The organism is Actinomadura sp. NPDC049753 (assembly GCF_040674655.1).
Taxonomy (GTDB): Bacteria; Actinomycetota; Actinomycetes; order Streptosporangiales; family Streptosporangiaceae; genus Spirillospora; species Spirillospora verrucosospora.
This window is the reverse complement of sequence record NZ_JBFARL010000027.1, coordinates 32,154-50,089: the sequence shown is the minus strand read 5'-3', so window position 1 is coordinate 50,089 and position 17,936 is coordinate 32,154. Positions and strand designations below refer to the sequence as shown.

The following is a 17,936-nucleotide window of genomic DNA, read 5'->3' as shown; positions in this document are numbered from 1 at the left end:
GCCGCAGGTCTGCGGCGGCGGACGAGGAAGGCAGCGGTGACCACGGGAAACGACGCGGCGGGCGGCCCCGTCGACCTGACGAAGAAGCGCCCCCCGGCGCCGGAACCCGAACGCGGCGCGGGTCCGGCGTGGCTCGTCGTGCCGGCCCGCGTCGTGGCGCTGATCGTCGTGGTCCCGCTGCGGCTCGGCTGGGACCTGGTCGTGCTGCTGGCCCGCGGCGTCCGGGCGGCCTGGAACGCTCTCCTGCGGGTGCCGGGCCGGTTCGGCCGGTTCCTCGGCCGGATGCTGCGCGGCGCCTGGCGCGCCCTGTACCGGTGGCTGCTCGCCCCGGTCGGACGCCTGCTGGCCGCCGTCGGACGGGGCATCGCCGCGCTGCTCGACCTCCTCCTCGTCCGGCCGCTGCGCTGGCTCGCCGTCGTCGTGGTCCTCGGCTTCCTCCGGTGGTTCGGACGCGGGACCGGACGGCTGGCCCGGTGGGTCCACCGCGTCCTCATCGCGCCGATCGGCCGGTTCCTGGCCCTGCTCGGGCGCGGTCTCGGGGGACTGCTCGCGTTCCTGCTGCTGCGCCCGCTCCGCGTGCTCGGCCGGGGGCTCGCCTGGCTCTTCGGCGTCCTCGGGCAGGGCCTCGGGCTGCTGTTCCAGGGCATCGGCCTGCTGATCGGCGTGCTCGTCGTCCTGCCCGCCGTGTTGCTGTGGCGCTACGTCCTGCGCCCGCCGCTGCTCGGCCTCGCCTGGCTGGCCCGCGCCCTGTGGGCCGGTCTCGCCTGGCTCGGCCGTGGCACCCTCACCCTGCTGGCCGCGCTCGGCGGCGTGCTCGCGTCCGGCTGGCGCGCCTTCGCGGCGGCGGTGGCCTGGTCATGGCGGCTGATCGGACGCTGCCTGGCCTGGCTCGGACACGTTCTGATCGTCGCGCCCGCGAAGGCGGTGTGGCGGTACCTCCTGGCCCCGATCGTCGCCGGGGCGGTGGGAACGTGGCGTCTCGCCGCCCGGATCCTCCGCTGGCTCTGGCGGACGCTCGTCGTCGTCCCGGTGCGGGTACTCGTGGTCGCCCCCGCCCGCTGGGTACGCGCGAGCGTGCTGCGCCCGCTAGGGCACGGCATCCGCTCGGCATGGCGAGTCACCGTGAGAGACCCACTCCGCGCCGCAAGGCAGACGATGCGAGTAGCAGCCCACGACGTCCGCTCAACCCTCCGCCGCACCTTCCGCGGAAGGTGAACCGCGCCGGTCCCGAGTAGGGACCGGCGCGGTTCGCGTGTCACTCGTCGTTGGCGGAGGTGCTCCGCTCGTTGCGTTCGCGCATCTTGCGGAGCAGGTCCTTCTTCTTCTCGTCCGCCTTGGCGGCGTCGGTGTCGGCCGTCCGCGCCTTACCGCCGCGCAGTTCGCTGCGCGACAGGTTCCTACGCTGGCCGCCTACGCCGAGCATGCCGTTGCGACCTCGGCTCTTGGACATGAAGTTCTCCCGTTCGGCTGGGTGTGCGTGGTTCTTCGGCACCCAGGTCCGGCCGCGCGGGAGCGTGCCGCTCAGACGTCGATGGCGTCCCGGCCGGACCTGGCGGCGGGACGGTCGCGGTAGACGCGCTGCGGCGTGGGCCACCAGGCGGTGGCCTCGGCATGGAGAAGCATGCGGTCAGGGTAGGGAGCCGGTTCGGCGGCCCTCAAACGATTTTCCTTCGGGGCTGCTGGGATACTGGCCAGTGATGTATGCACTCTTCTTCTCACTGGTCATCGCCCGCATACCGGCGGAGCGCGCCCACCATCTGACCCTGCGCGCTCTGCACGCGATCCAGGTGGTGCCCGGCGCGGTGCCGCTGCTGCGGCGGCTGTTCGTGCCGCGCGACCCTGCGCTGGCCGTCCGCGCGTTCGGGCTGGACTTCCCGAGCCCGCTGGGCCTCGCCGCCGGGTTCGACAAGGACGCCGTCGCCTACGCGGCGCTCGGCGCGTTCGGGTTCGGCCACGTCGAGATCGGGACCGTGACCGGACGCCCCCAGCCCGGCAACCCGCGCCCGCGGCTGTTCCGGCTCGTCCAGGACCGGGCGGTCGTCAACCGGATGGGCTTCAACAACGCGGGCTCCGAGGCCGCCGCGCGGCGGCTCGCCCATCGGGCGCCGGGAACGGTCGTGGGCGCCAACATCGGCAAGACCAAGGCCGTCCCGGAGGCGTCGGCCGCCGCCGACTACGTGGCGAGCACCGAGCGGCTCGCCCCGCACGCCGACTACCTCGTCGTCAACGTCAGCTCTCCCAACACGCCCGGCCTGCGGAACCTCCAGGCCGTCGAGCACCTGCGCCCGCTGCTGACGGCCGTGCGCCAGGCCGCCGACCGCTCGTCCGCCCGCCGCGTCCCGCTGCTGGTGAAGATCGCGCCGGACCTGGCGGACGACGACGTCGACGCCGTCGCCGACCTCGCCCTCGAACTCGGTCTCGACGGCATCATCGCGACCAACACCACCATCGCCCGGGACGCCCTGCTCAGCCCGCCCGCGCTGGCCAAGGAGACCGGCGGGCTGTCGGGCGCGCCGCTGCGGGAGCGGTCCCTGGAGGTCCTGCGCCGGCTGCGGTCCCGCACGGGCGGGCGGCTCACGCTGGTCTCCGTCGGCGGGGTCGAGACGGCCGACGACGTGTGGGAACGCGTCCGGGCGGGCGCGACCCTCGTCCAGGGCTACACCGGCATGATCTACGGCGGCCCGCTCTGGGCGCACCGCGTCAACCGCGACCTGTCGCGCCGCCTGCGCGGCAGCGCCTTCCGCACCCTGGACGAAGCCCGCGGCTGACTCCCCGAGGCCGCGCCTCCGGGTCAGCCGAAGAAGCCGTCGGCGATCAGCTCCGGCAGGACGGCGTCGGCGTGCGCGCGGACCTCGCCGGGGTCCATGCCGGTGAGCTGGGCGATGGCGTCCAGGAGCGGATCGAGGGGCAGGGCGCCGTCGCAGACCCCCGCGAGGGCGGCCTCGACCGTCCCGACTCCGGCGGCGCGGCGGAGCCGGTCCGGCTGCCGCAGGACGATCCGTTCCGGGTCCTCGGCGCCCGGCGGGCCTATCTGTTCCTGGACGAGACCCGGCATCGCCGCGAGCGGCCGTCCACAGCCTGTGGAAAACTCTTCCGCTTTCACGAGGCCGTCCAGCACGTCGTGCGCGTACGCGCCGACGGGCTGATCGACGGCGTGGCGCAGCTCCTCGATCCGGACGGCCGGACGCTCGCTGCGCCGCAACGTGATCCAGCCGAACCCGATCCCGGTGACGTCCCGGCGCTCGAACTCGTCGAGCCACGCTTCATACCGGGCGCGGTATTCGGGCGTGCCCGCCTCGCAGGAATCGCGCAGCCACAACTCGGCGTACTCGGCCGGATCCTGAACGTCGCGCTGGACGATCCACGCGTCGCAGCCGTCCACCCACGCACCGACACGCTCCTCCCAGGGGACCCCGTCGACATGCAGCCAGTTGGCCAGGAGCTGGCAATATCCGCCGTCGTTCAGGTACCGGGAGGCGCTCTCGACGAGCCTGCGGCAGAAGTCGTCGCCTGCCATCCCCGACTCGCGGTAGGTGAACCGCCGGTCGCCGGGCGGCGCGACGACGAACGGCGGATTCGACACGATCAGGTCGAACCGGCGGCCCTCGACCGGCTCCAGCAACGACCCCCGCAGCAGTTCGGCGCCCTCCACACCGGACAGCACGAAGCTCATCGCGGCCAGCTCCAGTGCCCGCGGGTTCACGTCCGTCGCGGTGACGCGCGCACCCGGCGACCGCCCCGCCACGTGCACCGCCTGGACGCCGCAGCCCGTACCCAGATCGAGCACGTTGTCCACAGGCCTGTGGACAACCAGCCGGGCGAGGCTGCCCGACGCGCCTCCGGTCCCCACCACATGATCGTCCGCCGGGACGCGCCCGTCCCCGGGGCGCACCTTCAGATCGGACACGGCGTAACCGGCGTGCCCGTCGCCCTCCACCGCCTCCAGCGGCTCGACGCGCAGCAGCGCCCGCACCTGCCCGCCGGACACCTCGGCGAGCCCCGCCGCCACCAGGTCGTCCGCGGCGACCGCCGCTTCGGGGACGGGCACCTGGAGCCAGAACAGCCGGGTCAGCGCCTCGACCGGCGAGCCGCCGGCCGTCGCCCGCAGCGCGGGCACGATCTCGTCCCGCGCCAGCGCCCCGCCGGCGACCGGGCCGAGCGACTCCCGCACCCCCGCGACGGTGTAACCGGCCCCGAGCAGCAGTTCGCGCACACGACGAAGATCAGGCATCCGCTCATCCTGCCCGCTGCGGGCCCGGCGCGCGTCGCGGATCGCCGTTCGCGATCAGCCCGGGATCAGCCCAGGTAGGTCTGGAAGCCCTCGGCCAGGGACTCGGCGATGCGCTGCCGGAAGGACGCGCTGGACAGCTTGTCCGCGTCGCCCTGGTTCTGCATGTTGCCGCACTCGATGAAGACCTTCGGCACGGTCGACATGTTGAGACCGCCGAGGTCGTCGCGCCGGTCGATGGCCTTCTTGCCGAGGTAGTTGGAGTACGGGATGCCCGTGCCCTCGTGGTAGGCGTTCCGCAGCGCCTCGCCGAGCTCGGCCGAGTCGGACACCATCTCGGCGTTCCGGCCGATGGAGAGCGGCTCGATGATGTGGAAGCCGTGGCCGGACGCGGACGCCCCGTCGGCGTGGATGGACAGCGCGGCGTCGGCCTTGAGCCGGTTGCCGAGCGCGGCCCGCTCGGTGACGCAGGGGCCGACGCCCTTGTCGTCCTTGCGGGTCAGCGAGACCTTCGCACCCCGCGACTTCAGGATCGCGGCGAGCCGCTTCGACACGTCCCAGGTGAAGGCGTGCTCGGTGTAGCCGGCCTTGGTCTCGGTCCCGGTCGTGTCGCACGCCTTGCTGCCGTTGCCGATCTTCACCTGCCGGTTGATCTCCGACGGGTGGTCGGCGTTGCCGCCGTTGTGCCCGGGGTCGATGACGATCACCTTGCCGTCCAGCGACTCGGCATCCCCCCTGGCGGACGCGGGCGACTTCCCGCCCTGCGCGCCCGGGGACGCGGCCCCGGCCGTCGGCGGCCCGGCCGCCTCGCCGCCGGACGTCCCGGAGGAACCGTTGCACGCGACGAGCGCGCCCAGGCACAGCGCGATACCGGCGACCGCGGGGCCGCCCCGATGAATTCGCACAGGCCGATTTCCTCCGTGATGACTTCGTTACCGACCCTGACAGTCTGCACACCGGCGCAGGTTCGTCAAACGGAGTCGGAGAAATCAGCCGCGCAGCGGGTCCTCCTTGCCCAGCAGGGCCGCGAGAGCGCGCGCCTCGTCGGCGTCCAGGCCGAGGACCACGCGGGGACGGCCCCACGGGTGGTCGATCGAATGGGCCACGTAGCTGGCGACGGACTCCGACACCTGCTCGGCGAGGCCGCGGGCGTGCCGCCACTCCGACCACGCGCGTTCCAATTCGCTCGCCGCGCGCTGCGCGCACGACACCAGTTCCGGATCACGCACGACCTGTTCTCCTCTGGGTGAACGGACCCTCTCCCGACCGCCGGCCGGGCCCGGCCCGACGGCCTTCCGCGAGGCCGCCAGGGGCTGCCCGCCGACGGTGAAGTCCCATTAACCACCTGGTCGCGGGCCCCGTCCCGGCGAATGCGACAGGTTTGGCCTGCCCCTTACCCGGCGCACACCGTCCCGTGGAACGATCGACCGTCCCCGTACCCCGCCCATGACCGGCCCCAGCGACGCCGAGGCGATGCGTGGCGCTGCGCGCGCGAGTCACGTGAGCGACGGGCCACCAGAACGACGGACCTCGGGAGCACGTCCGCGGCGGCGCGAGGCGGAGCGGCGGGCGTCACGACGCGCGGGTCACGGCACGCACAGGGCCGGCGGGAGCGAGGGGAAGGCGGGGGGTCGTCCTGCGGCGGCGCACAGGCGGGGTCACCGGACGGGGGCGGGCCCCGTCGTCGAGCGGACCACCAGGTGCGGGACGACCAGCTTCTGCCGCGCGGGGCGGGGCGGGTCGCCGATGCGCGCGGTGAGCATCTCGGCGGCCACCCGGCCCATGTCGCGGCGCGGCTGGTCGACGCTGGTCAGCGAGATGTGCCGGATCGCCGCGAGGTGGGTGTTGTCGTAGCCGACGATCGAGAGGTCCGCCGGGACCCGCATGCCGAGCTCGTCGGCGGCCGACAGCGCCCCGGTGGCGACCAGGTCGTTGGGAGCGAAGATCGCTGTCGGCCGGGGGTCGCGGCGCAGCAGGGACAGCGCGGCCCGGTAGCCGCCGTCCTCGGTGAAGTCGCCGGGCTCGACGACGATCTCGCCGGCCAGGTCGTGCCGCCGCATCGCCTTCTCGTAGCCGGCGCGGCGGTAGCGCGCGGTGGTGGAGCGCGCGCCCTCGATGTGCGCGATCCGGCGGTGGCCGTGCTGGACGAGATGGTCGACGGCGAGGCTCGCGCCGAGCTCGTCGTCGTCCACCACGATGTCGACGCCGACCACGTCGCGCTCGCCGACGACCACCACGGGGACGCTGGCGGCGGCCTCCTTGAGCGACTCGGGCACGACGCTGAGCAGCACCAGCCCGTCGACCCGCATCTCCAGGAACGCCTCGACCGCCTCGGCCTCGAACATCGGGTCCCAGCGGCCGCTGCCGACCAGCATCCGCAGGCCCGCGCCGTGCAGGCTCTCCTGGAGCCCGTCGAGGAACTCGGCGAAGAACGGGTTGTGCAGGTCGGCGACGATGGCGCCGATCAGCCGGGTGCGCCCCTCGACGAGGCTGCGCGCCACGGCGTTCGGGCGGTAGCCGAGCTCCCGGGCGGCCTGCAGGACGGCCTGCCTGCGGCGTTCGCTCACGTGCGGTGACCCCCGCATGACCAGTGAGACGAGCGATTTGGACACTCCGGCGCGCTCGGCGACATTGCGGATCGTCGGTTTCGGCGCGGGCATCGTCTTGCCCTCGTCGCGCGGTGCGGGAGAGGGCTCGTTGCGCGGCCGAGGCACCGCGCCCTCTCCCAGCATGTCGTGCGGGGGATTTGCTTCATCAGCTGACATGGCGCTCCGTCCAGGGGAACCTGCAGGACCTGCCGCGGCGGCGCCCCGGAGGGGTATTCGGCGCGCCGCCCTCCGCTCAGGAGGAGATGCCATGATGCCGCGCCTTCCCCCCATAGCGCCGCGACAGTGAGTAACGGGCATCCGACAATGGTGGTTCGGGCCTGTGGTGTTCTGGATCACAGTCGCGGCGGGGAACCGGTGGCGGGCCCGCCGCCGGCGCGCTCGGTATGGGCCCTGACCGCGTCCGGCTCGGATACCCTGCCCAGGTGGGAGATCGTGCGGTGGCCGGTGCGAAGGCGCGCAACAGGCCGAGCGGCGGGCGCGGCCGTCGTCGACTCAGCGTGGACGAACGGCGGGACGAGCTGATCGAGGCGGCGCTGCAGCTGTTCAGCACGCGCTCGCCCGAGGACGTCTCGATCGACGACGTCGCGGCGAAGGCGGGGGCCTCCCGGGCGCTGGTCTACCACTACTTCGGCGGCAAGAACGAGCTGTACATCGCGGCGCTCGGCAGCGCCGCGAAGCACCTGTCGGTGCTGCTGGAACCGCCCACGGAGGGCAAGCCGCTCGAACGGCTGCGGATCTCGCTGAAGCGCTACTTCGACTTCGTGGAGAGCCACGCGGCCGGTTACACGGCGCTGCTGCGCGGCGGGCCGGCCGACCGCTCGGGCGAGGCCGGCGAGATCGTGGACGGGATCCGCCGGCTGCTGCTGGACCGGATCCTGCACTCCCTGGACGTCGACGTCCCGCCGCCGATCCTGCGCATCACGCTGCGCTGCTGGATGGCGACCGTGGAGACCGCGGGCCTGGACTGGCTGGAGAACCGCGACGTGGCCCGCCCCGATCTGGAGCGGCTGCTGGTCGACCAGCTCGTGGTGATCATGCAGGTCTCCGGCAGGCACGATCCCGGCACGGGCGCCCTGTTCGAGCGCCTGGCCCACGAAGAGATGAACCATTAGCCGCCCGGAGACGAACCCGTAACCGCTCGACCTGCGATTATCACGCTGACGTGCGCGGAGTTTCGGACATCCAACTCGGCCGCGTCCACAACCGGACACAACCCCCGGAACGGAACTCCGTTGTCCGAAGCCAGCGCGCTCTGCCCCCGGAGCGGGCGGACTGGTGCCCGTTCCGGGGACAGTGCGGCTTCGGCGTCCGGGACCGACGGTTCTCGGATGACCGTGGTCCCGTGTCGGCCAGGAGACACCGAGCGGGTCCCCGCACGTGACTCGGGTGCGAGGTCCGTTCCAGGGCCTCCTGGCCGCCCCCCTCCTGCGCTGTGCGTCCGGAGGACTCCCTCGGAGCCCCGCCGGTCGGCGTGTCTACTCCGAACGCTGCTGCGGGATTCCCGCGAGCAGCGCCCGCACCTCCGCCTCGCGGTACCGGCGATGCCCGCCGAGCGTGCGGATCGACGTGAGCTTTCCCGCCTTCGCCCAGCGCGTGACGGTCTTGGGGTCGACGCGGAACATCGTCGCCACCTCCGCCGGCGTCAGCAGGGGCTCGGCCTCTGGCGTACGTGCTGACATGTTTGCGGCCTCTCCTCCGTGGACCGATGACAGCGATCCTGCGATTGATCCTCGCGTGGTCACTGATGTCCCCTATGGCCCGAAAGAGCCACTATGACATCACAACGTGTAACCTTGCCACCACTCAGCGCAACAAGCAAGTTCCTGGCGGTAGTTGCGTGCAAACATCCCCGCGAGAGCGGGGAAGTGTGCATGTCCGGTGGCCGCTGGGTCACGCTGCGTGATTCTAGCGACACGTATAGTCGTATCGCGCGCGGATTCGGGAAATTTGTTTTAGTTCGCGGCCTCCAGCGCCCGCACGGGGCGCCAGCGGGCCAGGAGACGCTTGTACATCGCGACGGTCAGCTCGACCTCACCGCGCTCCATCCCGGTGAGGGCCACGGTCATCTCCGCGACCGACTCGTCGGTACGGAGCGTGGCGTCGTCCAGAAGGTGGACGAGCCCGCCGTAGTCGAGTTCCACGAGCGCGCGGGGATGGAACTCGCCGAGCCACCGGTCGAGGGTCTCCAGCCGCCCCGCCGACAGGAGGTAGACGTCCTCCGCCCCCTCGCCGAGGTTCTCGCGCACCACCGGGAGCGCGGCCGCCACCCGGCGGCGGGCCTCCCCCATCGAGGTGACGTAGACGAGGGTCCGCGCGGGCGCCGCCGTCGCCGGGCCGTGGGCCGCGAGCTCCTCGGCCGTGTCGTCCGCCGGCCGGTACCCGGTCCCCGGCGTGCCGAGCATCAGGCTCCGCTCACCGCGCGCGAACGGCACGAACCAGTCCAGCGGGATGTGCCAGGTGCTCGTCAGGATGTGCGGGCGGAGGGAGCGGCCGGCGTTCTTCCACTGCTCGAAGTCGCTCCGCACCCGCTCGGACAGGGGCGGCGGGACGAAGGCCGCCGCCACGCCCGCCGCGTGCTCGGCCCTGAAGCGCTCGAACGCCAGCCAGGACCGCAGCCGCGTGCCCCACGGGCACACGTAGATCATGTCCTCCAGGCGCCGCACGTAGGCGTCCCTGCTCTCGCGCTCCGGGACGACCTCGGGCGGCGAGCCCGTCAGCCTGAGCACGGACTCCCGGTGCTCCGCCCCGAGCGCGTGGACCCGCCGGGGACGGCGCCTGGAGTCGGCGTAGACCGTCCACAGGGTCCGCGCGGGCTCCGGGAAGGCGGTCACCGGTTCATAAACCCGTAGGTACGCCGCGTACGGAAGCACCATCGCATCGTGACATGAGATTCGGTCGGGCGTGGCGCCATCGCGCGCCCTAGGCTGATCTTAGAGACAGAGAGGAGGGCACTACCGTGCCTAATGTCTTCGGGGCGCCCCACAAGGGCACCGAACCCCGACACGAGCAGGTCGTCTTCTGCCAGGACGAGGCCAGCGGCCTGCGCGCGATCATCGCCATCTACTCCACCGCGCTCGGCCCGTCCCTGGGAGGCACCCGCTTCTACCCGTACGGCTCCGAGGAAGAGGCCCTCGCGGACGTGCTGAACCTGTCCCGCGGCATGGCGTACAAGAACGCCCTGGCCGGACTCGACCTCGGCGGCGGCAAGGCCGTCATCATCGGCGACCCCGCCACGGACAAGTCCGAGGCGATGCTGCGGGCCTACGGGCGTTTCGTCCAGTCGCTGAACGGCCGGTACTACACGGCGTGCGACGTGGGCACCTACAGCGAGGACATGGACATCGTCGCGCGCGAGTGCCGCTTCGTCACCGGGCGGACGGTCGCGCACGGCGGCGCCGGAGACTCGTCCATCCTCACGGCCTTCGGCGTGTTCCAGGGCATGCGGGCCGCGGCCGAGACGGTGTGGGGCCGGCCCACGCTGCGCGGCAGGCGGGTCGGGGTGGAGGGCGTCGGGAAGGTCGGTCACCGCCTCGTGGAGCACCTGCGCGAGGACGGCGCGGACGTCGTGATCTGCGACGTGGACGAGGCCGCCGTCGACCGCGTACGGGCGCTGCACCCCGAGGTGGAGGTCGTCGCCGACGCCGACGCCATGGTCCGCACGGAGCTCGACGTCTACGCGCCGTGCGCGCTGGGCGGCTCCCTCAACGACGACACCGTGCCCGTGCTGGCCGCCAAGGTCGTCTGCGGCGCCGCCAACAACCAGCTCGCCCACCCGGGCGTGGAGAAGCGCCTCGCCGACCGCGGCGTCCTGTACGCCCCCGACTACGTGGTGAACTCCGGCGGTGTGATCCAGGTCGCGGACGAGATCGAGGGCTTCAACTTCGACCGCGCCAAGGCCCGGGCCGCGGGCATCTACGACACCACTCGGAAGATCTTCGCGCTCGCCTCGGACGAGGGCGTCCCGCCGGCGGTGGCCGCCGACCGTCTCGCGGAGCGCCGGATGTCGGAGGTCGGCAGGCTGCGCGGCATCCTCCTCTGAGCGCCCGGAGGGCTCCGAGCCCCCGGAGGGCTCGGCCCGGGGTGTGGGTTTCCTAGACCTGTTTAGACCGTTGCAAAACCGTTGTGAGGGCCACCGCGGGGCGGCGTACGACCGTCCCACGGTGGCCTTCGCACGTTGACGTGACCACCGGATACACTGTTGTCATCAGCAACAGGGGCGCCGCCACGTACCGTCGATGTACCGAGCCAGGCGCAAAACGGGTACGGTTGTACCCGTGACTGACGCATGGCTCATCAGGCACCGGTTCGTGTGGTACACGCGCGCGTTGATGGGCCCACGAAAGCCCTGACCATCGAGGGGGTCGAGCCAATGGGTCGCGGCCGAGCCAAGGCCAAGCAGGTGAAGGTTGCCCGGCAGCTCAAGTACAGCACCGGCAACACGGACCTCGACCGCCTTAAGGATGAACTAGGAGTCAGCGACTCCGGCGAAGACTCCTATGACGAGCTCGCCGAGAAGTACGCCGACTACGCCGACGACTACGGCACGGAGCCCCGCAAGGACGGCACCTCCGGTTGACCGGCTGACAGGACGCCACCGCCCGCATCGCCGGGCGGTGGCGTTTGTCATGGGTCGGCACGCGCCCGGGGGCCTGCGTTCACGCTGAGCTACCCCACGGGCCGCGTCCGGTGTCCGGCATGCCCCCCGATGACCTGACAGGTCTGGGAGGCCGTCAGCGTCCCGTTCAGCCCCGCCCGCGAGGTCGGGCAGGGCGGGCCGGGGGCGGCCGCTCAGCGAAGCGTCGCGGCGCCGGCGCCTTCGGTGATCTCGCCGAGGGCCCAGGACGGGACGCCGCGGGAGGCCAGCAGGCGCAGCGCCTCGTCGGCGCGGTCCGGGGCCACGATCGCGGCCATGCCGACTCCGAGGTTGAACGTCTTGTCCATCTCGGCCTGCGGCACGTCGCCGTGCGCCTGGAGCAGGCGGAACACGGCGGGGACCTCCCAGGACGAGCGGTCCAGCACGGCGTCGACCCCCGGCGGAAGCGACCGCGCCAGGTTCGCCGCCAGCCCGCCGCCCGTGATGTGCGCGAACGCCCGGACCCCGCCGGTCTCGGCCAGGGCCAGGCAGTCCTTGGCGTAGATGCGCGTCGGGGTGAGGAGTTCCTCGCCGAGCGGACGGTCGAGGTCGGCCGTCCGCGTCTCCAGCGTCAGGTCCGTCGTCGCCAGGAGGTGCCGGACGAGCGAGTACCCGTTCGAGTGGATGCCGGACGACGCCATGGCGAGGACGACGTCGCCCGCCCGCACGCGTTCCGGCCCGAGGATCCGGTCGGCCTCGACGACGCCCGTGCCGGCGCCCGCCACGTCGAACTCGTCGGCCCCCAGCAGGCCGGGGTGCTCGGCGGTCTCACCGCCCACGAGGGCGCAGCCGGCCAGGGCGCACGCGTCGGCGATCCCGCCGACGATGTCGGCGATGCGCTCCGGGACGACCTTGCCGCAGGCGATGTAGTCGGTCATGAACAGCGGCTCGGCGCCGCACACCGCGAGGTCGTCGATGACCATGCCGACCAGGTCGTGCCCGATCGTGTCGTAGACGCCGAGACGCCGCGCCAGGTCGACCTTGGTGCCGACGCCGTCCGTGGACGTCGCGAGCAGGGGCCTCCTGTAGCGCAGCAGTGCCGAGGCGTCGAAGAGACCCGCGAACCCGCTGACGTCGTCGACGACCTCGGGCCGCCGCGAACGGGCCACCCGGGACTTCATCAGCTCGACGGCGCGCTCGCCCGCCGCGATGTCGACGCCTGCGGCCTCGTAGGAGGTCGTCGGGCGGTCCGTCATCGGGTGGCCTCCAGCAGGTGCTTGCCGCGGGCGTCCTGCTCCACCGGGATGGGGTACTGGCCGTCGAAGCACGCCCGGCACAGGTTGTCCTTGGCGATGTGCGAGGCGGAGATCAGCTCGTCCAGGGAGATGTAGCCGAGCGAGTCGGCGCCGATGGAGTCGCGGATCTCCTCCACCGACAGGTTCCCGGCGATCAGCTCGGCCCGGGTCGCGAAGTCGATGCCGTAGAAGCACGGCCAGGAGACGGGCGGGCTGGAGATCCGCACGTGCACCTCGGCGGCGCCCGCGTCGCGCAGCATCGACACGATCGCACGCTGGGTGTTGCCGCGCACGATCGAGTCGTCCACCACGACCAGGCGCTTGCCCTCGATCGCCTCCCGCAGCGGGTTCAGCTTCAGGCGGATGCCGAGCTGGCGGATCGTCTGGGACGGCTGGATGAACGTCCGGCCGACGTAGGAGTTCTTCACCAGGCCCTGGCCGTAGGGGATGCCGGACGCCTCGGCGTAGCCGATCGCGGCCGGCGTGCCCGACTCGGGCGTCGGGATGACCATGTCGGCCTCGACGGGATGCTCGCGGGCCAGCCGCCGCCCGACCTCGACGCGGGTCGCCTGGACGCTGCGCCCGGCGATCGTCGTGTCGGGCCGCGCCAGGTACACGTACTCGAACAGGCAGCCCTTCGGGCGCGCCTCGGCGAACCGCTCGGACCGCACGCCCTCGCCGTCGCACGCGATCAGCTCGCCCGGCTCGATCTCCCGGACGAACCGGGCGCCGACGATGTCGAGGGCGGCCGTCTCCGAGGCGACGACCCAGCCCCGGTCCTCCAGGGCGCCGAGCACGAGCGGCCGGATGCCCTCGGGGTCGCGGGCCGCGTAGAGGGTCCCCTCGTCCATGAAGACCAGGGAGAACGCGCCGCGGGTCGCCGGAAGGATCTCCCGCGCCGCCTCCAGCGGGCCGCCCTCGCCGCGCGCGGCGAGCAGGGCGGTCAGGACCTCGGTGTCGGTGGTGGCGGTCAGCTCACCGGGGGCGAGCCGCGCCGCCAGCTCCGGCGTGTTGATGAGGTTGCCGTTGTGGACGAGCGCCAGCCCGCCGTCGTCGGTGGACCGGAACGTGGGCTGCGCGTTCTCCCACGTGGGCGAGCCGGTCGTGGAATAGCGGCAGTGGCCGACGGCGATGTGGCCGCGCAGGGTGTTCAGCACCGACTCGTCGAAGACCTGGGCGACGAGGCCCATGTCCTTGAAGACGACGATGCGCGAGCCGTCGCTGACAGCGATGCCCGCCGACTCCTGCCCGCGGTGCTGGAGCGCGTACAGCCCGTAATACGTGAGCTTGCTCACTTCGGCCCGGGCCGCCTGCTCGGCGGGGACCCAGACGCCGAAGACGCCGCAGGCGTCCTGCGGAGCACGGTCGGAGGGATCGATGTCGTGGCTCAGACGTCCGTCACGGAGAGGCACGTTCGCCAGTCTAGATGCCCGGTTCACCTGCTCCGATCGGTGGCATCTCTTAACCGACCTTTACTCCCCGGAACCACGGGGATCTCGTGGTGCGGGGGAATCTGGGGACGACACGTGGAGGAACGCATGACCATGCCCGGGTATCGGACCCACTCGCCCCCCGCCCCGGCGAGGCGGAGCACCCTGGCACGGGCCTCGCAGGTCCTCGGAATCGTCGGCCTGGCCGGGCTCGCGGCGTGCTTCGCGGGGATGATCCCGGCGATCGCCGGCCTCGCCCTCGGGACGGTGTCCCTCGTGCGCCGCGACCCCGACCGGCGCCCCGCCCTCGTCGGGGTGGTCTGCTCCGCGGTCGCCCTCCTGATCGGATCCGGGACGCTGTTCTGGCTGCTGAGCAAAGCGGCCCAGTGCGGGGACGCGGCCCGGTATCCGGACGACCTGTCGCGGCGGCACTGCATCGAACGCGAGTTCCCGTTCGCTCACGCCGGCCCCTAGTGGTCCCCGTCTAACCGTCTGGCTGGTCCGCCAGGGCGCCGACCGCCTCGTGCCCGAGCGCCGAGGCGTACACGCGCAGGTCGTCGATGAGGCCGCCGAAGCCGGGCTTGGCGGGCTCCCTGCCCAGGTAGACGGGCCCGGCCGGGGTGACGACGGGGTGTTCCAGCGCGACGGCGGAGTCCTGCTCGCCGTCGATGTGGAGGACCATGCCCCGGGTGTCCACGACGAAGGCGATGTGGGCCCATTCGCCCACGGTCAGCCGGGCCCGGCTGTCGACGTAGCCGGGGCCCTTGACGGTGAACAGCTGGACGCGCAGCCTCATCGCGTCCGGGTACAGCCAGAGGCCGAGGCCGCGCGCGTCGTCATCGGCGACCGGCTTGTAGAGGATGCTGCGCCACTCGCCGGTGGGCCCCTCGTCGACCCGGACGAAGAAGGCCAGGCTGAACCCGAAGATCTGGCTGAGGACGAGCTGCGGCGCCCCGGGGATCACGGCGCGGTCGTGCTCGCCGAGCGACAGCGCCTCCCCGTCCCGTCCCGGGACGATCCGGGCGCCGCCCGCCAGCTCGGCGGCGGGGGCGGCTCCGGCGGTGTCGGCGGCCCGGCGGCCGTCCACGGTGCCGGCGTCGAACGTCCAGTGCGCGATCAGCACGGGATCACCTCCGGTAAGGCGCGCGTCACCCGCGCACGCTATGCGCGCCTTCCCGCCGAGTCGAGAGGCACCGCCGGTCGCGGGGCACCGTCAGCCGAGGGGCAGCGGGAGGTGCTGCGTCAGGTCGGCGCGCGGGCCGCTCGCCCGCACCCGTCCGTTCGCGGTCGCGTCCTGCCAGGTGAGACGGCCGGTGGCCAGCGCGATCCAGGTGGCGGCGTCCATCTCCACCACATTCGGTGGCGTACCCCGGGTATGGTGCGGGCCGTCGATGCACTGAACGGCGGCGTGCGGGGGGACGCGGACCTCCACCGAACGGCCGGGGGCCAGCTCGGCCAGCCGGTCGAGCAGGTACCGCACCGCTCCCCTGACCACCGGACGGCTCGGTTCGGCGCCGCCCGCGTCGACGCCGGCGAGGACCGTGTCCAGAGCCGCGCGGCGCAGCGCGGCGGGCTCGTCCGGGCCGGTGTAGGGCGCCAGCCCGAGCGCGGCGCGCTGCTCGTTCAGGACGGTGGAGGAAAGCGGTGTTCGCGGCATCGCGCATGACGCTACCGGGTCGGCCTCGGTACCGCGCAGGCGGTAGAAAGGACCCCCGTGCCAGGCATGGGGGTGCAGGGAACGGGGAGGCCGGGGACGCCGTCCCCGGAGGAGACGGAGGTTCGTCAGATGCCCGAGGCGCTGCCCCTGCAGCCGGGCGACCCGAGACGGCTCGGCTCGTTCGAGATCACGGGACGGCTCGGCGTCGGCGAGCAGGGCGCCGTCTTCCTCGGCAGGGATCCCTCCGGACGCCCCGTCGCCGTGAAGGTCCTGCACGTGCGGCTGAGCGGCGAGCCGGTCGCGCGCTCGCGGTTCGCCGACGCGTTCGCCCCGGCCCGCAAGGTCTCCGGCTTCTGCACGGCGGCGATCCTGCACGCCGACGTGGAGGGCGACCGCCCCTACGTGGTGAGCGAGTGGGTGGACGGGCCGTCCCTCCAGCAGCTCGTGGACGAGGAGGGCGTGCGCGGCTTCGCCGTCGTCGAGCGCGTGGCGGTCGGCATGGCGACCGCCCTGGCCGCCGTCCACCGCGCGGGCGCCGTCCACCATGATCTGAAACCCGGGAACGTCCTCCTCGGCCGCGACGGCCCCCGGATGAGCGACTTCGCCATCGCCCACGCCATGGAGGCCGTGAACGTGGCGTTCCGCGGTCACATGACCGAGGACCCGGCCTACAAGTCCCCCGAGCAGCTCAGCGGCATGGGCATCGGCCCCGCCGCCGACGTGTTCGCGTGGGCGTCGACCGTGCTGTTCGCCGCCGCGGGCCGGCCGCCGTTCGGCGAGGGCTCGCCGTCCGAGGTGATGCAGCGGATCGTCTACGACGAGGCCGACCTGTCGGCGGTGCCCGACTCCCTGCGCGAGGTGGTGACGGCCGCCCTGGCCAAGGACCCGGCAGAGCGTCCGATGGCCAGGACGATCCTCGAACAGCTGCTGGGCGCGGGCAGCGAGCTCGTCGAGCGCCTGCCGGCCTCGATGATCGAGGAGGGCCGCGCCCTCGCGACGGGCGTGATGGTCCGCCATACCCTTCCCCGGGTCACGCCGCCGCCGCGTCCGACCGTGAACGCCCCGGGCAGCCCCATGGGAGCGGCGCCCCCGGCCGGGTTCACCCCGGGCCCTGCCACGCCGCCGGCCCCGCCGCCCGCCCCGCCTCTAGGGCCGCCACCGGGCCCGCAGCCGGGCCCGCCGCCGGTGGAGTCCGCATCGCCGTCTGTGCCGCTGCTCGGGAAGCTCGCACGCTCCCGCCGCGCGCGCCCGGAGCCCGAGCGGCAGCCCGAACCGCCCGCCGCCGAACTGGACCCCTCCGCGTTCGAGGCGACCACGGCCTTCAACGCGGTCGGCCTGAACCGGCCCGAGCAGCACGCCCGCACGGGCGGTGGCGAGCAGGCCGAGCAGACCGCGAGGTTCGACGCCATCGGCGCCGACCGGACGGCCGTGTTCGACGCCGTCGACCCGCCCGCCCCGCCGGACCCCACCGCGCCGAACCCCCTCGTCCCGGGGCTGGGCCATGGCCGCGAGGGCGGCGGCGGACACCGCTCCCCGACCCGCCCCTCGCCCTTCGCGGCACTCGCGAAAATGCGGCGCCCCGGCAACCACGTCCTCGGCCTGGCGCTGTCTCTGGCCATCGGCGTCAGCGTCGGCATCGCCATCATCGCCCTGGTGCTGTGGCCCCAGTTGAAGGCCGACGACGACGGGTCGCCGCCCGACAGCACCAACACGTCCGACAACCGCCCGGTGACCACGATCCCGGCCTCGTTCGCGGGGACGTGGAAGGGGACGGTGGTCAACACGGGCCGCAACGCGTCCTTCCCGGTGCAGATCACCTTCGAGACCGGCGGGACGACGGGGCGCGCCCTGTATCCGCGGGAGAACTGCAACGGCACCCTCCGGCTCGCCCGGGGCACCGAAAGCGCGCTGAGGATGACCCTGGACATCGGCAAGCCGTGCACGTCCGGGGTCGTCCAGGTCACCCGGCAGCCTGACGGGACGCTCCAGTACACGTGGACGAAGCCGGGAACGAACCTCGGCTACGGCGGACGGCTCAGCCGGGCCTGACCTCCTTCTGCCACCTTTGGCAATACGTCCAATTTGTCGACTCATATCAGGACAGTTCCGCTAGGGTTTCCCCTCGATCGAAACATCGATCATGG

Annotated in this window: 18 protein-coding genes; 7 read left to right on the top strand and 11 right to left on the bottom strand. The window is 72.8% G+C overall.

The genetic code is table 11. The features are described from left to right. Positions 1-36: 36 nt before the first annotated feature. Complete coding sequence (locus AB0K37_RS10510; protein ID WP_363977863.1) at positions 37-1,215, top strand: hypothetical protein; 1,179 nt, start codon at positions 37-39, stop codon at positions 1,213-1,215. A gap of 40 nt (positions 1,216-1,255) precedes the next feature. On the opposite strand, the gene AB0K37_RS10505 is transcribed toward AB0K37_RS10510, so the two are convergent. After that, positions 1,256-1,450: a DUF6243 family protein gene (locus AB0K37_RS10505; protein ID WP_363977860.1), complete on the bottom strand. Its 195-nt coding sequence runs from the start codon at positions 1,448-1,450 to the stop codon at positions 1,256-1,258. Between the two features lie 247 nt (positions 1,451-1,697). Here AB0K37_RS10505 and AB0K37_RS10500 point away from each other — a divergent pair, with 247 nt between their 5' ends. Further along, positions 1,698-2,768 (top strand): quinone-dependent dihydroorotate dehydrogenase, encoded by a 1,071-nt coding sequence (locus AB0K37_RS10500; protein WP_363977857.1) that lies wholly within the window; start codon positions 1,698-1,700, stop codon positions 2,766-2,768. A gap of 23 nt (positions 2,769-2,791) precedes the next feature. On the opposite strand, the gene AB0K37_RS10495 is transcribed toward AB0K37_RS10500, so the two are convergent. From AB0K37_RS10495 to AB0K37_RS10480, 4 genes are all read right to left on the bottom strand, one after another. Then, the gene (locus AB0K37_RS10495) at positions 2,792-4,231 is read right to left on the bottom strand and encodes a class I SAM-dependent methyltransferase (protein WP_363977854.1); all 1,440 of its coding nucleotides are present in this window, start codon (positions 4,229-4,231) and stop codon (positions 2,792-2,794) included. A gap of 65 nt (positions 4,232-4,296) precedes the next feature. Continuing rightward, on the bottom strand, positions 4,297-5,133 hold the full coding sequence (locus AB0K37_RS10490) for an N-acetylmuramoyl-L-alanine amidase (RefSeq protein WP_363977851.1): 837 nt from the start codon (positions 5,131-5,133) through the stop codon (positions 4,297-4,299). 84 nt (positions 5,134-5,217) lie between these two features. After that, positions 5,218-5,457: a hypothetical protein gene (locus AB0K37_RS10485; protein ID WP_089315141.1), complete on the bottom strand. Its 240-nt coding sequence runs from the start codon at positions 5,455-5,457 to the stop codon at positions 5,218-5,220. A 429-nt stretch (positions 5,458-5,886) separates the two neighbouring features. Beyond that, entirely contained in the window at positions 5,887-6,942 is a 1,056-nt protein-coding gene (locus tag AB0K37_RS10480) for a LacI family DNA-binding transcriptional regulator (RefSeq protein WP_363977848.1), read from the bottom strand. Positions 6,943-7,259: 317 nt separating this feature from the next. Here AB0K37_RS10480 and AB0K37_RS10475 point away from each other — a divergent pair, with 317 nt between their 5' ends. Continuing rightward, on the top strand, positions 7,260-7,949 hold the full coding sequence (locus AB0K37_RS10475) for a TetR/AcrR family transcriptional regulator (RefSeq protein ID WP_363977846.1): 690 nt from the start codon (positions 7,260-7,262) through the stop codon (positions 7,947-7,949). 363 nt (positions 7,950-8,312) lie between these two features. Here AB0K37_RS10475 and bldC read toward each other — a convergent pair whose 3' ends face one another. After that, on the bottom strand, positions 8,313-8,516 hold the full coding sequence (bldC, locus tag AB0K37_RS10470) for a developmental transcriptional regulator BldC (RefSeq protein ID WP_012850682.1): 204 nt from the start codon (positions 8,514-8,516) through the stop codon (positions 8,313-8,315). A gap of 273 nt (positions 8,517-8,789) precedes the next feature. Further along, positions 8,790-9,707 (bottom strand): hypothetical protein, encoded by a 918-nt coding sequence (locus AB0K37_RS10465; protein WP_363977914.1) that lies wholly within the window; start codon positions 9,705-9,707, stop codon positions 8,790-8,792. A gap of 86 nt (positions 9,708-9,793) precedes the next feature. Here AB0K37_RS10465 and AB0K37_RS10460 point away from each other — a divergent pair, with 86 nt between their 5' ends. Beyond that, a complete protein-coding gene (locus AB0K37_RS10460; RefSeq protein WP_363977843.1) occupies positions 9,794-10,876 on the top strand; it encodes a Glu/Leu/Phe/Val dehydrogenase dimerization domain-containing protein in 1,083 nt (360 codons plus the stop codon). Positions 10,877-11,206: 330 nt separating this feature from the next. Further along, on the top strand, positions 11,207-11,413 hold the full coding sequence (locus tag AB0K37_RS10455; protein ID WP_149260363.1) for a DUF3073 domain-containing protein: 207 nt from the start codon (positions 11,207-11,209) through the stop codon (positions 11,411-11,413). 212 nt (positions 11,414-11,625) lie between these two features. Here the strand turns inward: AB0K37_RS10455 and purM are convergent, their stop codons facing one another. Both purM and purF read right to left on the bottom strand, forming a co-directional pair. Then, positions 11,626-12,666, bottom strand: a complete 1,041-nt coding sequence (purM, locus tag AB0K37_RS10450) for a phosphoribosylformylglycinamidine cyclo-ligase (RefSeq protein WP_363977840.1) — start codon at positions 12,664-12,666, stop codon at positions 11,626-11,628. Beyond that, entirely contained in the window at positions 12,663-14,117 is a 1,455-nt protein-coding gene (purF, locus tag AB0K37_RS10445; protein ID WP_363977837.1) for an amidophosphoribosyltransferase, read from the bottom strand. Before purF ends, purM begins: the two co-directional genes overlap by 4 nt. 126 nt (positions 14,118-14,243) lie before the next feature. Between purF and AB0K37_RS10440 the strand changes: the two genes are divergently transcribed. Then, entirely contained in the window at positions 14,244-14,609 is a 366-nt protein-coding gene (locus AB0K37_RS10440; protein ID WP_363977834.1) for a hypothetical protein, read from the top strand. Between the two features lie 10 nt (positions 14,610-14,619). Here AB0K37_RS10440 and AB0K37_RS10435 read toward each other — a convergent pair whose 3' ends face one another. Together AB0K37_RS10435 and AB0K37_RS10430 are read right to left on the bottom strand one after the other, a co-directional pair. Next, positions 14,620-15,258, bottom strand: coding sequence for a LamG domain-containing protein (locus tag AB0K37_RS10435; RefSeq protein ID WP_363977832.1), 639 nt, complete (start codon positions 15,256-15,258; stop codon positions 14,620-14,622). Between the two features lie 90 nt (positions 15,259-15,348). Further along, a complete protein-coding gene (locus tag AB0K37_RS10430; protein ID WP_363977829.1) occupies positions 15,349-15,792 on the bottom strand; it encodes a sterol carrier family protein in 444 nt (147 codons plus the stop codon). Positions 15,793-15,921: 129 nt separating this feature from the next. Here AB0K37_RS10430 and AB0K37_RS10425 point away from each other — a divergent pair, with 129 nt between their 5' ends. After that, on the top strand, positions 15,922-17,841 hold the full coding sequence (locus tag AB0K37_RS10425; protein WP_363977826.1) for a serine/threonine-protein kinase: 1,920 nt from the start codon (positions 15,922-15,924) through the stop codon (positions 17,839-17,841). Positions 17,842-17,936 lie beyond the last annotated feature (95 nt).

Excerpts from the sequence above, each read along its gene's own strand:
- purM (WP_363977840.1), bottom strand. The coding sequence starts at position 12,666 with ATGACGGACCGCCCGACGACCTCCTACGAGGCCGCAGGCGTCGACATC.
- bldC (WP_012850682.1), bottom strand. The coding sequence starts at position 8,516 with ATGTCAGCACGTACGCCAGAGGCCGAGCCCCTGCTGACGCCGGCGGAG.
- AB0K37_RS10495 (WP_363977854.1), bottom strand. The coding sequence starts at position 4,231 with ATGCCTGATCTTCGTCGTGTGCGCGAACTGCTGCTCGGGGCCGGTTAC.
- AB0K37_RS10440 (WP_363977834.1), top strand. The coding sequence starts at position 14,244 with ATGACCATGCCCGGGTATCGGACCCACTCGCCCCCCGCCCCGGCGAGG.
- AB0K37_RS10455 (WP_149260363.1), top strand. The coding sequence starts at position 11,207 with ATGGGTCGCGGCCGAGCCAAGGCCAAGCAGGTGAAGGTTGCCCGGCAG.
- AB0K37_RS10505 (WP_363977860.1), bottom strand. The coding sequence starts at position 1,450 with ATGTCCAAGAGCCGAGGTCGCAACGGCATGCTCGGCGTAGGCGGCCAG.
- AB0K37_RS10430 (WP_363977829.1), bottom strand. The coding sequence starts at position 15,792 with ATGCCGCGAACACCGCTTTCCTCCACCGTCCTGAACGAGCAGCGCGCC.
- AB0K37_RS10425 (WP_363977826.1), top strand. The coding sequence starts at position 15,922 with ATGCCCGAGGCGCTGCCCCTGCAGCCGGGCGACCCGAGACGGCTCGGC.
- AB0K37_RS10500 (WP_363977857.1), top strand. The coding sequence starts at position 1,698 with ATGTATGCACTCTTCTTCTCACTGGTCATCGCCCGCATACCGGCGGAG.